This is a genomic window from Pseudomonas sp. NFX183 (assembly GCF_047943075.1).
Taxonomy (GTDB): Bacteria; Pseudomonadota; Gammaproteobacteria; order Pseudomonadales; family Pseudomonadaceae; genus Aquipseudomonas.
Map to the genome: position 1 here is coordinate 3,566,283 of NZ_CP181333.1, position 12,604 is coordinate 3,578,886.

A 12,604-nucleotide genomic window follows, 5' to 3' on the forward strand; every position below is an offset into this window, starting at 1 on the left:
GTCAGTCCTCGGTTTTCGGCGTGGTAGGGGCGGTGTCATGCAGGTGGCGCGACAGGTAGATACCCTGGCCGATCAGGAACAATACGGTCATGCCCAGGCTGCCGAAGACCTTGAAGTCGACCCAGTAGGCCTGGAAGGTAAATGCCACGAACAGGTTGGCGGCGCCGCAGAACAGGAAAAACACGATCCAGGCCACGTTCAAGCGTGTCCACACCGGGTCCGGCAGGGTCAGTGCATGGCCCATGATGCGCTTGATCAGCAGGCGATCACCGATGAAGTGGCTGCCGATAAAGACCAGGGCGAACAGCCAGTTCACCACGGGGGCTTTCCATTTAAGGAAGGTTTCGCTGTGAAAGGCCAGGGTCAGGCCACCGAATACCAGGCAGGCGATGAGGGTCAGCCATTGGCTTTTTTCCAGCTTGCGCTGGGAAATGAAGATGGCGCCGTAGACCACGATCGAGCTGATGATCAGCACGGCGGTGGCGCTGTAGATGCCCCCGAATGTCAGCTCGTGACCGGCGATATCAATGACCCTGGGGTCGAGTTTGGTAACGATGAAAAACAGCAACAGCGGGATGAAGTCGATGAATTGTTTCACAGTAAGAGCCAGAAGCTGGATGTGGCGGCATAATAACAAACATCCTTGGTTGCGATAGCGCCAGCTGACTTGAGGTTACACACCCCCGTGAATGTTGATTTGCACTGCCACAGCACGGCCTCCGACGGCGCCCTGGCGCCCGCGGTACTGGTTGCGCGTGCGTTTGAAAAAGGCGTGCGAGTCCTGTCTTTGACCGACCACGACACCCTCGAAGGCCTCGACGAAGCCCGTACGACCGCGCATGCGCTGGGCATGCAGCTGGTCAATGGCGTGGAATTGTCCTGCACCTGGGGCGGCGCCACCATTCATGTGCTCGGTTACGGTTTTGATCAGAACGCCGCGCCGTTGGTCGAGGCCATTGCCCAATTGCACGATGGCCGCTGGCTGCGGTCCGAAGAAATAAGCCGCAAGCTCAGCCTTAAAGGCATGCCCAATGCTCTGGAAGGCGCCCGCGCCATCCAGCAGGAGCTGGGCGACAGCGGCAACGCACCGGCCCGTCCGCACTTTGCCGACTGGATGGTGCGTGAAGGTTTTGTAAAGGATCGCGCCGAGGCGTTTCGCAAATGGCTGGGCGCCGGCAAGTTGGGTGACGTCAAACAACACTGGCCGACCCTGGAAGACACCGTCGGCACGCTGCGGGCCGCTGGGGCTTGGGTCAGCCTGGCGCATCCGTGGCATTACGATTTCACCCGCAGCAAGCGCCGCAAGCTGATTGCCGACTATATTGGAGCGGGCGGCCACGCTATCGAAGTGGTTAACGGGCACCAACCCGCCGATCAGGTGGGCAGCCTGGCGATACTTGCTCGCGAATTTGGTCTGCTGGTCAGCGCCGGCAGTGACTTTCATGGCCCAGGCGGCTGGTCCGAGATTGGCGAGTATCGCCAAGTACCGGAAGATCTGCCGCTGTTGTGGGGGCGATTCAAGCATGACCCCATTATTGCCACCGTCTGAACAGGTAGAACACGTGAGTCAATTCTTCCAGATTCATCCGGAAAACCCTCAAGCGCGCCTGATTAAACAGGCCGTGGAGATCATCCGCGCCGGCGGCGTGGTGATCTACCCAACCGACTCGTCCTACGCCATTGGTTGCCAGATCGGCGACAAGAACGCGGTTGAACGGGTCAGACGCCTGCGTGACCTGGACAAGAACCACAACTTCGCACTGATTTGCAGCGACCTGTCCCAGCTTGGGCTGTTTGCGAAGGTCGACACGGGCACCTTCCGCCTTCTTAAGGCCCATACGCCTGGGCCCTACACCTTTATCCTCAACGCCACCCGCGAAGTGCCGCGCCTGTTGCTGCACCCGAAAAAGCGCACCATTGGCCTGCGTGTGCCGGAGCACCCGATTGCCCTGGCGTTGCTGGCTGAGCTGGGCGAGCCGCTGATGAGCGTGTCGTTGATCCTGCCCGGTGAAGAAGAGCCGCTGTACGACCCTTACGAAATGCGCCGCCTGCTGGAAAAACACGTCGACTTGATCATCGACGGCGGCTACGGCGGCAACAAGGCCTCCACCGTGATCAACCTGGCCGACGGCGAGCCGGAAGTGGTGCGTGTGGGTTGCGGCGATCCGACGCCGTTCATGGTCGAGGCCTGAATGTCGGTCGTCGAAACCGTCGATAGCCAGGCCGGCGCCCAGCAGGAACTGCCCTTTGCCATGGTCTATGGCCAGGCGGTCCTGGAAATGCCGCTGGACCTGTACATCCCGCCGGACGCCCTGGAAGTGTTCCTTGAAGCCTTCGAAGGCCCGCTGGACTTGCTGCTGTACCTGATCCGCAAGCAGAACATCAATATCCTCGACATCCCGGTGGCGGAAATCACCCGCCAGTACATGGGGTATGTCGAGCTGATGCAGACCGTGCGCCTGGAGCTGGCCGCCGAGTACCTGGTGATGGCCGCGATGCTCGCCGAGATCAAATCGCGCATGCTGTTGCCGCGCTCGGAGACCATCGAAGCCGAAGAGGATGACCCGCGCGCCGAGCTGATCCGCCGCCTGCAAGAGTACGAACGTTTCAAGGCCGCCGCCGAAGGCATCGACAACCTGAGCCGTGTGGGCCGCGATGTGGTGGTGCCCAAGCTCGACGCCCCGGAAGCCCGGGCGCGCAAGCTGTTGCCGGATGTGAGCCTGGAAGAATTGCTGATGTCCATGGCCGAAGTGCTGCGCCGGGGCGACATGTTTGAAAGCCACCAGGTCAGTCGCGAGGCACTGTCGACCCGCGAGCGCATGAGCGATGTGCTCGAACGCCTCAAGGGCGGCGGGTTTGTACCCTTTGTCGAGTTGTTCACCAAAGAAGAAGGGCGCCTGGGGGTGGTGGTGACCTTTATGGCAATCCTTGAGCTGGTCAAGGAGTCCTTGGTCGAGCTGGTCCAGAATGAGCCTTTTGCGGCTATCCACGTGCGGGCGCGAGCCGAATAACGAGCTGAATCGATGAATTTGACTGAACCCCGCGAACTGGCGCCACTGCTGGAAGCCTTTCTCCTGGCCTCGGGTAAACCGCAATCCCTTGAGCGCCTGTTCGAACTCTTTGAAGAGGCCGAGCGCCCTGAGCCACCGGTGTTCAAGAAGGCATTGGAGATCCTGCGCAAGTCCTGCGATGGCCGCGCCTTTGAGCTGCGCGAAGTGGCGTCGGGTTATCGCCTGCAGATCCGTGAGAAGTTTTCCCCGTGGGTCGGCCGTCTGTGGGAAGAGCGCCCGCAGCGTTATTCGCGGGCGATGCTTGAGACCATGGCGCTGATCGCCTATCGCCAGCCGATCACCCGGGGCGAAATCGAGGACGTGCGCGGTGTGGCGGTCAACAGCCACATCGTCAAGACGCTGCTGGAGCGCGAGTGGATCCGCATCGTCGGCTACCGCGACGTGCCCGGCAAACCGGCGATGTTTGCCACCACCAAGGTGTTCCTCGACCATTTCAACCTGAAAAACCTGGATGACCTGCCGCCGCTCGCCGAATTGCGCGAGATGGAGGCCGAGCCGGTATTGGATTTCGACGACGCACCGGTTCCCGCCAGCCTGCAGGAACTCGCCGACGCCACGGCCGAGCCGGAGGAGCCGAAGGACGAGACCAGTTTCCATACCTTGTTGCTCGAATTGGACGACATGGAGCAGGGAATCAAGACCGACTTCGACGACTTGCTGCGTGACGGTGCGAGTGAACCGCAAACCCAGGTGAACGGTGAAACCGTGCCCGAGGTCGAAGAAGTTGAGCCGGAACCGGAACCGGAAGCCGAGCCAGAACCGGAGCCCGAGGAAGACATCCTTGGCGTGGCTGAAGCCCGCGAGAAACTCCTGGCTGCCGTCGCTGCCCTCGAACAACCGCCGTTGAGCGACGAGGAAGACGAAGCCCGGGCCCTGGCCGAAGCCATCGAAAACGAACGCCGCCAACTCGAAGACTGACGCAATTCGATGTGGGAGGGGGCTTGCCCCCGATAGCAACGCCCCAGTGACAAAAATGTAGGCTGACACACTGCATCGGGGGCAAGCTCCCTCCCCACATTGGATCTGCATTGTCTGGGTTGCCTGGGAGAAAACATGAGCTCCAGCAAAGACCCGTGCATCAGCATCTGCAAATTCAGCGACGATATCTGCGTCGGCTGTGGCCGCAGCAAGCGCGAAATCCGCGCCTGGAAGAAACTCGACAAGGTCGACAAACGCACAGTGCTGGCCGAAGCCGAGCTGCGCCTGTTGGCCCTGGGCGCCACCGGTCGGCGGAAAAGCAAATGACTGCGGCTTAATCGACTAGTCTGTGATGCGCAATGCGCGCCATGCGCGTATGATTCGCGACCCTTTGGCGACGTATTCGCCCAAAGCCCCGCTTTCAACACTCTTCAGGCCACGCCTGAATCGACCCACCGGGAGGTGCTTAAGATGAACGACCAAGACCAGAACGACAGCCAGGAAATCGGCCCAGCAGGCGAAAAACTGCAAAAGGTGCTGGCGCGTATCGGCGTGGGCTCGCGCCGCGACGTCGAAGCCTGGATCACCCAGAAGCGCATCAAGGTCAACGGCGTTGAAGCCACCCTTGGCCAGCGCGTCGACCTGCACGATGCGATCACCATTGATGGCAAGGTCATCAAGCGTGAAGAGGCCGCCGAATCGGTGCGCCGCGTCATCATGTACAACAAGCCCGACGGCGAGATCTGCACCCGTGACGACCCGGAAGGCCGTCCGACCGTGTTCGACAAGATGCCCAAGCCGAAAGAAGGCCGCTGGATCAACATCGGCCGTCTGGACATCAACACCACCGGTTTGCTGATGTTCACCACCGACGGCGAGCTGGCCAACCGCCTGATGCACCCGTCCTACGAGATGGACCGTGAATACGCCGTGCGTGTACGCGGTGAAGTCGATGACGAGATGATCGAGCGCTTGAAAGCGGGTGTCGTCCTTGAGGACGGCCCGGCCAAGTTCACCGACATCAAGCAGGCGCCAGGCGGCGAAGGTTTTAACCATTGGTACCACTGCGTGGTGATGGAAGGCCGTAACCGTGAAGTGCGTCGCCTGTGGGAATCCCAGGGCCTGGTGGTCAGCCGCCTGAAACGCGTGCGTTTCGGCCCGGTGTTCTTGAACTCCGACCTGCCGATGGGCCGCTGGCGCGAAATGAGCCAGTACGAAGTCGATATCCTCAGTGCTGAGGTCGGCCTGACGCCGGTTGCCATGCCGCAGATGAACGCCAAGAGCAAAGACAAGCTTGAGCGTATGCAGCGTAAATCGTCGCGTCCTGTGGCCCGTACCGAACGTGTTGCCCGCACCCTGCGCCCGGCGCTGAATGCACCGGCCACCGGCGGTCGCATCTCGCGTGAGCCGCACATCGAAGGCGAGCGTCGCCCAACCGCTCCGTCCCGCCAGGAAGGCGAGCGTGCCCCTCGCACCCCGCGTCCTGCGCGTGGCGGCGAAGCACCAAGCGGCGGCCGCGGCAATCGTGGTGAAGGCCGTGGTGCTCCGGCAGCCGACCGCCCAGCCGACAGCGCCAGCACCAAGCGTCCAGCCAAGCCGGCAGCGAACAAGCGTCCTGGGCCGAAACTGGTCGCGGACGAGCCGTCGGGCAAGCGCCGTGGCGCCCCGGCCGGTTCCGGCCAGCGTCCTGGTTTTGGTCGCAAGAAGCCGCAGTGATGTAAGTGCTGCACAAAAAAACGCCAACCCTCGGGTTGGCGTTTTTTTTGGGACATGAAATACGGTCAAAAATGTGGGAGCGGGCTTGCTCGCGAAAGCGGTGGATCAGTTAGTACATCTGGTGACTGACACTGCGCATTCGCGAGCAAGCCCGCTCCCACATTTGGATCTCCAGTGTTTCTGAATTTTGTGCTCAGAACGCAAACCTTCCATCAAACACCGGCTTGTCATCCAGCGCCAACACGCCGCTGGCAAAGATCAAATCCAGGTGATGACTGCCTTTCTGCCCACCGCCCAAGCCCAGGTGCAAGCCGCAATGGCGCTCCTCGAACCCGGCATTGCGCGCGTACAAATCCTTGACCCCTTCATTGGTGCCAATCCCCAGCTCTTCCACGCGACGGTTGGACGGGTTGGCATTCAAGTACTTGTTGAAATCGTCCGCCAGGCCCGGCACATCACTGGCCACGCTGCAAATTGTCGAGTTCTCGATCCACAGCTCCAGCGGTGATTGCAGTACGCCGTATTTGCGCGCAAACGGGATGGTGCTTAGGAAGGTGCCGACAAACCGCACCTGGCCGTTGATGGCTTCGCTGTGCGTGGCGATCTCGCCCGGCGCCAGGTCATGGTTGCCGACGCCATTGATATTGGTCCACTTCTTGATGCTGCTCATCGGCGCTTCCAGGCGCGAGCCGTGTTTGTCGGTAAAGCTCAGCACGTTGGCCTGGGACATGCGCCGGATCAGCGTGGCATTGAGGTCGGCGATGCGTTGCGGCTCGACGCTGAAGGTGTCGTAGAAATAGTCGCCGTAATCCTTGAACAGCAGGGATTTCTTCCAGTGCTCGGCCATCACCCCCTGCAGGGCGCGGATAAAGTCCGGGCCTTCGGCGCGTGGGTTGGGCAGGGTCGAGGAATCGTAGAGAAACAGGTACAGGTCAGAGGTTTCGATGGCCTGGGCCAGGGTGTCGCTGGCGGCCAGGTCCAGGCGCTGCAACTGGAAATTGAAGCGGGCGGCGCTGCCGTGGGTGATCGCCTGGGCAATGGCGTCATAGCGCTCGGTGTGGCCCAGCAGCACGGTTGGGCGGCTCAAGCCGTTGAGGGCCGGGTGATGCGCAAGGTAGTAGAGAAAATGTTCGACGGCGCGGGCCTTGTCCATGACGTATGTCCTTCTGTGCCTGGGGTAAGGGGGCAGGTGCCGTGCACAACACCTGCCGGTTGCCTGCCGGGTGTTAGAAAGGCCACATCGCGGTGCCAAAAGGCACAACGGCATCAGCTTGCATCATTTCAACGGCGGCCTCATGGGTCGGCGCTTCAAACCAATCGTCGAGTTGCAGTTCGGTTTCCAGGTCTTTTTCCAGTGCTTGCATGGTGTATCTCCTAGAGGACGTTGTTTGAGAACGGCTTGCCAACGGGCTTCGCTGGCAAGTGAAAGAACCTAGGAGAGTGTGTTTCAGAATGCAAAATATTTATTGACACGGTCTCATTTGGATTTTTTCTTCTGTTTTTTCGCGGTGGTTTTTTATTTAGCAAAAACAACGGACTGGCGAAGCTAATTTGTAGGATTTTTCATACTGACATTTTTCCGTTTTCTGACGGATCAAGCGCGCCTGTAACGCTTATTTTCCGGGCTGTAACGATTAATTTACGCTAAAGGCGCGCCGTCATTGAGCGACCCGGCGCTGTAAGGAATGCCTGACAGATTGTCACAGGCGCTCCCCAGTGGCGGCCCGAAGCTGTCGAGCGGTGTACAATGCGCCGCGTTTTACTGTGACTCCCTTGCGTACCTACGCAAAAGGCCAAGACCTCAGGGTTTATCCACCCTGATCACTCCGCCTGGCCACGAGCCGGACGGGTTCGATTTCGTCACAGATAAAAACAAACAGGTGACGCATGACCGTTAGAAAGACGCTGTACTCCTGGTGCCTGCGCTGGGGTTTGAGCGGCGCTGCTTGAGTCGAGATTCAAGGCAGCAACGTGCATTCAACATCATCAAACCTTGCGTGAGACCCTTTTCATGAGTGGACCCCATTCCTCTTCAGGCGAGCTGAAACGCGGCCTGAAAAATCGGCATATCCAGTTGATCGCCCTCGGTGGCGCCATCGGCACCGGCCTGTTCCTGGGCTCGGCCGGGGTGCTTAAATCAGCCGGGCCGTCGATGATCCTGGGCTATGCCATCTGCGGCTTCATCGCCTTCATGATCATGCGCCAGCTCGGCGAAATGATCGTCGAAGAGCCGGTCGCCGGTTCCTTCAGCCACTTTGCCCATAAATACTGGGGCGGTTTTGCCGGCTTCCTGTCGGGCTGGAACTGCTGGATTCTGTACATTCTGGTGGGCATGTCGGAGCTGACGGCGGTCGGCAAATACGTGCACTACTGGTGGCCGGAGATCCCGACCTGGGTCTCGGCGGCAGCGTTCTTCGTGCTGATCAATATGATCAACCTGGCCAACGTCAAAGTCTTTGGTGAGGCCGAGTTCTGGTTTGCCATCATCAAAGTGGTGGCCATCGTCGGCATGATCGCCCTGGGCAGCTACCTGCTGGTCAGCGGCAGTGGCGGGCCGCAAGCCTCGGTGAGCAACCTGTGGGACCACGGCGGTTTCTTCCCGCATGGCGTCAGCGGTTTGGTGATGGCCATGGCGATCATCATGTTCTCGTTCGGCGGCCTGGAAATGCTCGGTTTTACCGCGGCTGAAGCCGACCAGCCGCGCACCGTGATCCCCAAAGCGATCAATCAGGTGATCTACCGCATTCTGATTTTCTACATCGGCGCGCTGGTGGTGCTGTTGTCGCTGACGCCGTGGGACAGCTTGCTGGCAACCCTCAACGCGTCCGGCGATGCCTACAGCGGCAGCCCGTTCGTGCAGGTGTTTTCGATGCTGGGCAGCAACACTGCCGCGCACATCCTCAACTTCGTGGTGCTGACCGCAGCGCTGTCGGTGTACAACAGCGGCACCTACTGCAACAGCCGCATGCTGCTGGGCATGGCTGAGCAGGGCGATGCGCCCAAAGCCCTGGCGAAGATCGACAAGCGTGGCGTACCGGTGCGTTCGATCCTCGCGTCGGCGGCGGTCACCCTGGTGGCGGTGCTGATGAATTACCTGATCCCGCAACACGCGCTGGAGCTGCTGATGTCGCTGGTCGTGGCCACGCTGGTGATCAACTGGGCGATGATCAGCTTCTCGCACGTGAAATTCCGCCAGCACATGGACCGCACCGGCCAGGTGCCGCTGTTCAAAGCGCTGTGGTACCCGTACGGCAACTACATTTGCCTGGCGTTCGTGGCGTTTATCCTGGTGATCATGCTGATGATTCCGGGCATTCAGGTCTCGGTGTACGCGATTCCGGTATGGGTGGCGTTCATGGGGCTGTGCTACTGGATCAAGAACAAGCGCAGCGCTGAAGCGGCGTTGACCACGGCGAGTGCGGCGTTGAAGTAAGCCGTCTTGCCTCAACAGAAAACCCGGCGCCTTGCCGGGTTTTTTGTCGGCGCCGACAGGGTAGACTCGCGCCTTCTTTTTCATCGACTCTTGCCCGGAGGCTTCATGCAGCACATCGATATCGACGGCGGCAGCTTGCAGCGCGATGAGGTGCAAGACCTGATCGACCAGCACCGCGGGCCGTTGCGCTTGATCGGCGTCGATTTGAGCGGGGCAGACCTGTCGCGGAGGGTGCTGGAGCATTGGGTGTTCGAGCGCTGCACACTGGCGCAAACCTCCTTTCTCGGTGCGCGCCTGGAAGGCACGCAATGGAAAAGTTGCCGGGCCGGGCACGCCGTATTCGAGGCGGCCAACCTGCTCGAGGCGCAATTCATCAGCTGCGACCTGAACAACACCCGTTGGCAGCGCAGCAAGTTGTCCCAAGCCCATTTCACACAGTGCAAACTGACGGGCGCCAACTTCACCCATTGCGCGTCCCTGGGGCTGAGCTTCAGCGAGACCTTGCTCAACAGTGCGTTCTTGTCCGGCCTGTCGTTTGCCCGAACCGTGCTCAATAATCTGGATTTTTCCGACAGCGACTTGTCGGATGCAGACTTTCGCAAGGCCGAACTGATCGACTGCAGCCTCGCCCACGCCCGCATCAACGGTGCCAATTTTGCTGGCGCTGACTTGCGGGGCGCGGATTTGAGCGGCTTTCGCCTCAATGATGCCAAACTGTTCAAAGGCGCCGTGATTTCCAAAGCCCAGGCGTCGATGTTGTTATCCGAGTTGGGCTTGTCCGTTGCCTAAGGTTCTTGAGTGATGCTGGTAATTTCCAACAACGTGCACCTGCCCGATGCCGAGATCGAGCTGACCGCCATTCGCGCCCAGGGCGCCGGTGGGCAGAACGTCAACAAGGTATCGAGCGCGGTGCACCTGCGGTTTGATATTCGGGCGTCGTCGTTGCCGGACTTTTACAAGGAACGGCTGCTGGCGCTGCGCGACAGCCGTATCACCAGTGAAGGCGTGCTGGTGCTCAAGGCCCAGCAATACCGGACCCAGGAACAGAATCGCGCGGATGCGCTGGAACGCCTGGTGGAGTTGATCCTCAGCGCCACCAAGGTCGAGAAGAAGCGCCGCCCGACCAAGCCCACCCTGGGCTCGAAAAAGCGCCGCCTGGAATCCAAGACCAAGCGCGGCAGCATCAAGGCCGGGCGCGGTAAGGTCGACTTTTAAGCGTCGCGCGCCTCGCGGGCCTTGGGCGCTTGCCGGTACAGGTACAGGCTCAGTAGCAAGCCACCGGCGGCGGCGAGCGCAGCGAACAGGAAGATTGAGGCAAAGCCGAACCCCGCCGCCACCGCACCTGCCAGCGGGCCGGTGATGCCCAACGACAAGTCGATAAACAGCGAATAAGCCCCCACCGCCGAGCCCCGGCTGGAGGCCGGCACCAGGTTGACCGCCTCCACCCCCAGCGCCGGAAACACCAGGGAAAAGCCGAACCCGCTCAACGCCGCACCGGCCAGGGCGAGGTGGGCGTCAGGCGCCAGCCACAGCAACAGCAACCCGAGGATTTCCACGGACAGGCAGGCAATCGCCACGCGAAAGCCGCCGATGCGGTTGATCAAATTGCCGAACAGCAGGCGCGCGCCGATGAAGCTGGCGCCGAACAGGCTCAATGCCCACACGGCGTTGTCCCAGTGCTGGGTGGTGTAATACAGGGTAATAAAGGTGGCGATGGTGCCAAAGCCGATCGAGCCCAGGGCCAACGCGCAGCCATGGGGCAGCACGCGGCCCAGCACATTCATGAACGGTAGGCGCACACCGGCCACAATCGGCGCCGCGACTTTGTTCCAGGCCAGAAACACGCCGAGCACCGCCAGCAGAATGATGCTGACGCCCATGCTCCACAATCCGAAATGGCTGACCAGCACCACCCCAAGTGGTGCGCCGATGGCCAGTGCGCCGTAACTGGCGATGCCGTTCCATGAAATGACCTTGGCGGTGTTGGCCGCGCCGACCCGGCCAATGCCCCAGCCGATGGCGCCCGAACCCACCAGGCTTTCGGCGCTGCCGAGCACCAGTCGGCCGATGAGCAGGCTGATCAGGCTGACGGCCGGCAGGCTGGAAAACCACGCGGCCAGCAACATGAACACGCCACTCAGGCCGCAGCCCGCCAGGCCGATCAACACCGCGCGCTTGCTGCCCAGGTTGTCGATGATTTTGCCGGCATACGGGCGGCTCAGCAGCGTGGCCAGGTACTGCACGCTGATCACCAGGCCGGCAATCACCGCGCCGTAGCCCAGTTCACTGTGGACATAGCCCGGCAACACGGCCAGGGGAATGCCGATATTGAGGTAACCGATAAAGGTGAACAGCACGATGGAAACGACTTGCAGCGTGACCGCCATGGGGCGCTGGGTATCTGGCATGGGAGAGGTCCACTGTCGCAGCAGGTAAAGATAGGCTGCTAATGATACCGGCGCTTACGCCTCGCGGGGCGGCAAAACGTAAAAACTTCAGATTACCGACAGATCAGGGTTTGGCTGGCGTCAGCATTTGCGTGGTCACCAGGGCGGCCAGGGCGTTTTCCTGGGTGCCGAAGCGCTTGAGCAGGAGCGCCTGTTTTTCAGGGCTGAGGCGGTTCCACACGTCGATCATTTGCAGGGCTGCGTCGAGTACAGCGGCGTCGGGGGTGTCGGGGAGGGTATCAGTCATGGCGGGCATCTCGGGGTGATTCAGGCAGTGTGGAAAGCGCTCAAAGGTGCGCTTTCCACACGGTCTGGTACGGCGTCAGTCCTGGCTTTTGCTGTCGACTGGTTGTGCTTCTTTGGTCTCAGGCCGGTTGTCGCTGGCCTGCTGCGGTGTTGGCTGCTCTGTTGGGTGCAGGCTTGGGAAGGGGAGATTAGGTATCTCGTGCATCGTCGTCGCTCCTCGCAAGGTCTGTTTAATCAATCGCAGTGTGATTGCGCGCTCTCAAAAAGCCTTGGCAGGATACAGCACTGAAAATGACAAAAAGAATTTTATGTCGACCTATGTACGAATTTTCATTGTTTAGGCAAGTGACAAGAGGTCACACCTTCAAGGACGCCCCCTTAAAAGGCGCCCTGTTCAAAAAAGCGTCCTGTTTAAAAAGGGACCTTGCCCAAGATCATGTCGCGGTACATCACAAAGTCGCCCAAGAGGCTGTAGAGCGGATGTTGAAACGTCGCCGGGCGGTTCTTTTCGAAGAAGAAGTGGCCGATCCAGGCGAAGCTGTAACCGGCGATGGGCAAAGCCAGCAGCAGCCCCACCGAACCTTTGCCGATGGCGTACGCCAGGATGCCAATCACCAACGTGGTGCCGATGAAGTGCAAACGCCGGCATGTGCTATTGCCGTGTTCACTCAGGTAGTAAGGATAGAACTCGGCGAAGCTATTGAATTGTTTGACGTTTTCCACGTTGGCCGGCCCTTGGGTGGTTGTACCGCCTAACAGATGTTCGGCGGGGA

At 60.4% G+C, this 12,604-nt stretch carries 15 protein-coding genes; 9 read left to right on the forward strand and 6 right to left on the reverse strand.

What is annotated here, in order from left to right:
* Position 1: 1 nt before the first annotated feature.
* The gene (locus ACM530_RS16570; RefSeq protein ID WP_106578415.1) at positions 2-598 is read right to left on the reverse strand and encodes a septation protein A; all 597 of its coding nucleotides are present in this window, start codon (positions 596-598) and stop codon (positions 2-4) included.
* A gap of 87 nt (positions 599-685) precedes the next feature.
* Here ACM530_RS16570 and ACM530_RS16575 point away from each other — a divergent pair, with 87 nt between their 5' ends.
* The 6 genes from ACM530_RS16575 (at position 686) to rluB (ending at position 5,705) form a co-directional block, all read left to right on the forward strand.
* Positions 686-1,549 carry a PHP domain-containing protein gene (locus tag ACM530_RS16575; RefSeq protein WP_416362696.1) on the forward strand — a complete coding sequence of 288 codons (864 nt, stop codon included), beginning with the start codon at positions 686-688 and terminating at the stop codon, positions 1,547-1,549.
* Positions 1,550-1,562: 13 nt separating this feature from the next.
* On the forward strand, positions 1,563-2,192 hold the full coding sequence (locus ACM530_RS16580; protein ID WP_106578417.1) for an L-threonylcarbamoyladenylate synthase: 630 nt from the start codon (positions 1,563-1,565) through the stop codon (positions 2,190-2,192).
* Between the two features lie 120 nt (positions 2,193-2,312).
* On the forward strand, positions 2,313-3,011 hold the full coding sequence (locus ACM530_RS16585; protein ID WP_242196412.1) for a segregation and condensation protein A: 699 nt from the start codon (positions 2,313-2,315) through the stop codon (positions 3,009-3,011).
* 12 nt (positions 3,012-3,023) lie between these two features.
* Positions 3,024-3,989 (forward strand): SMC-Scp complex subunit ScpB, encoded by a 966-nt coding sequence (gene scpB / locus ACM530_RS16590; protein WP_145159553.1) that lies wholly within the window; start codon positions 3,024-3,026, stop codon positions 3,987-3,989.
* Positions 3,990-4,124: 135 nt separating this feature from the next.
* Complete coding sequence (locus tag ACM530_RS16595) at positions 4,125-4,316, forward strand: DUF1289 domain-containing protein (RefSeq protein ID WP_145159550.1); 192 nt, start codon at positions 4,125-4,127, stop codon at positions 4,314-4,316.
* A gap of 144 nt (positions 4,317-4,460) precedes the next feature.
* Entirely contained in the window at positions 4,461-5,705 is a 1,245-nt protein-coding gene (gene rluB, locus ACM530_RS16600; RefSeq protein ID WP_262210398.1) for a 23S rRNA pseudouridine(2605) synthase RluB, read from the forward strand.
* A gap of 193 nt (positions 5,706-5,898) precedes the next feature.
* On the opposite strand, the gene ACM530_RS16605 is transcribed toward rluB, so the two are convergent.
* Complete coding sequence (locus ACM530_RS16605) at positions 5,899-6,858, reverse strand: leucyl aminopeptidase (RefSeq protein ID WP_145159546.1); 960 nt, start codon at positions 6,856-6,858, stop codon at positions 5,899-5,901.
* A gap of 73 nt (positions 6,859-6,931) precedes the next feature.
* Entirely contained in the window at positions 6,932-7,069 is a 138-nt protein-coding gene (locus ACM530_RS16610) for a hypothetical protein (protein ID WP_003237751.1), read from the reverse strand.
* Between the two features lie 647 nt (positions 7,070-7,716).
* Here ACM530_RS16610 and ACM530_RS16615 point away from each other — a divergent pair.
* The 3 genes from ACM530_RS16615 (at position 7,717) to arfB (ending at position 10,353) form a co-directional block, all read left to right on the forward strand.
* Complete coding sequence (locus ACM530_RS16615; protein WP_370003882.1) at positions 7,717-9,138, forward strand: amino acid permease; 1,422 nt, start codon at positions 7,717-7,719, stop codon at positions 9,136-9,138.
* Between the two features lie 105 nt (positions 9,139-9,243).
* A complete protein-coding gene (locus ACM530_RS16620; protein WP_416362697.1) occupies positions 9,244-9,927 on the forward strand; it encodes a pentapeptide repeat-containing protein in 684 nt (227 codons plus the stop codon).
* 12 nt (positions 9,928-9,939) lie between these two features.
* On the forward strand, positions 9,940-10,353 hold the full coding sequence (gene arfB / locus ACM530_RS16625) for an alternative ribosome rescue aminoacyl-tRNA hydrolase ArfB (protein WP_370003878.1): 414 nt from the start codon (positions 9,940-9,942) through the stop codon (positions 10,351-10,353).
* On the opposite strand, the gene ACM530_RS16630 is transcribed toward arfB, so the two are convergent.
* The 3 genes from ACM530_RS16630 to ACM530_RS16640 form a co-directional block, all read right to left on the reverse strand.
* Positions 10,350-11,546 (reverse strand): MFS transporter, encoded by a 1,197-nt coding sequence (locus ACM530_RS16630; RefSeq protein WP_145159540.1) that lies wholly within the window; start codon positions 11,544-11,546, stop codon positions 10,350-10,352. The genes arfB and ACM530_RS16630 overlap by 4 nt on opposite strands.
* Before the next feature lie 103 nt (positions 11,547-11,649).
* Positions 11,650-11,832: a hypothetical protein gene (locus ACM530_RS16635; RefSeq protein WP_262210401.1), complete on the reverse strand. Its 183-nt coding sequence runs from the start codon at positions 11,830-11,832 to the stop codon at positions 11,650-11,652.
* A gap of 410 nt (positions 11,833-12,242) precedes the next feature.
* Positions 12,243-12,554: a DUF962 domain-containing protein gene (locus tag ACM530_RS16640; protein ID WP_124418341.1), complete on the reverse strand. Its 312-nt coding sequence runs from the start codon at positions 12,552-12,554 to the stop codon at positions 12,243-12,245.
* Positions 12,555-12,604 lie beyond the last annotated feature (50 nt).

What these genes read in the sequence shown, in the direction of transcription:
- ACM530_RS16605 (WP_145159546.1), bottom strand. Translation starts at nt 6,858, where the DNA reads ATGGACAAGGCCCGCGCCGTCGAACATTTTCTCTACTACCTTGCGCAT.
- rluB (WP_262210398.1), top strand. Translation starts at nt 4,461, where the DNA reads ATGAACGACCAAGACCAGAACGACAGCCAGGAAATCGGCCCAGCAGGC.
- ACM530_RS16635 (WP_262210401.1), bottom strand. Translation starts at nt 11,832, where the DNA reads ATGACTGATACCCTCCCCGACACCCCCGACGCCGCTGTACTCGACGCA.
- scpB (WP_145159553.1), top strand. Translation starts at nt 3,024, where the DNA reads ATGAATTTGACTGAACCCCGCGAACTGGCGCCACTGCTGGAAGCCTTT.
- ACM530_RS16620 (WP_416362697.1), top strand. Translation starts at nt 9,244, where the DNA reads ATGCAGCACATCGATATCGACGGCGGCAGCTTGCAGCGCGATGAGGTG.
- ACM530_RS16630 (WP_145159540.1), bottom strand. Translation starts at nt 11,546, where the DNA reads ATGCCAGATACCCAGCGCCCCATGGCGGTCACGCTGCAAGTCGTTTCC.
- ACM530_RS16595 (WP_145159550.1), top strand. Translation starts at nt 4,125, where the DNA reads ATGAGCTCCAGCAAAGACCCGTGCATCAGCATCTGCAAATTCAGCGAC.
- ACM530_RS16615 (WP_370003882.1), top strand. Translation starts at nt 7,717, where the DNA reads ATGAGTGGACCCCATTCCTCTTCAGGCGAGCTGAAACGCGGCCTGAAA.
- ACM530_RS16610 (WP_003237751.1), bottom strand. Translation starts at nt 7,069, where the DNA reads ATGCAAGCACTGGAAAAAGACCTGGAAACCGAACTGCAACTCGACGAT.
- arfB (WP_370003878.1), top strand. Translation starts at nt 9,940, where the DNA reads ATGCTGGTAATTTCCAACAACGTGCACCTGCCCGATGCCGAGATCGAG.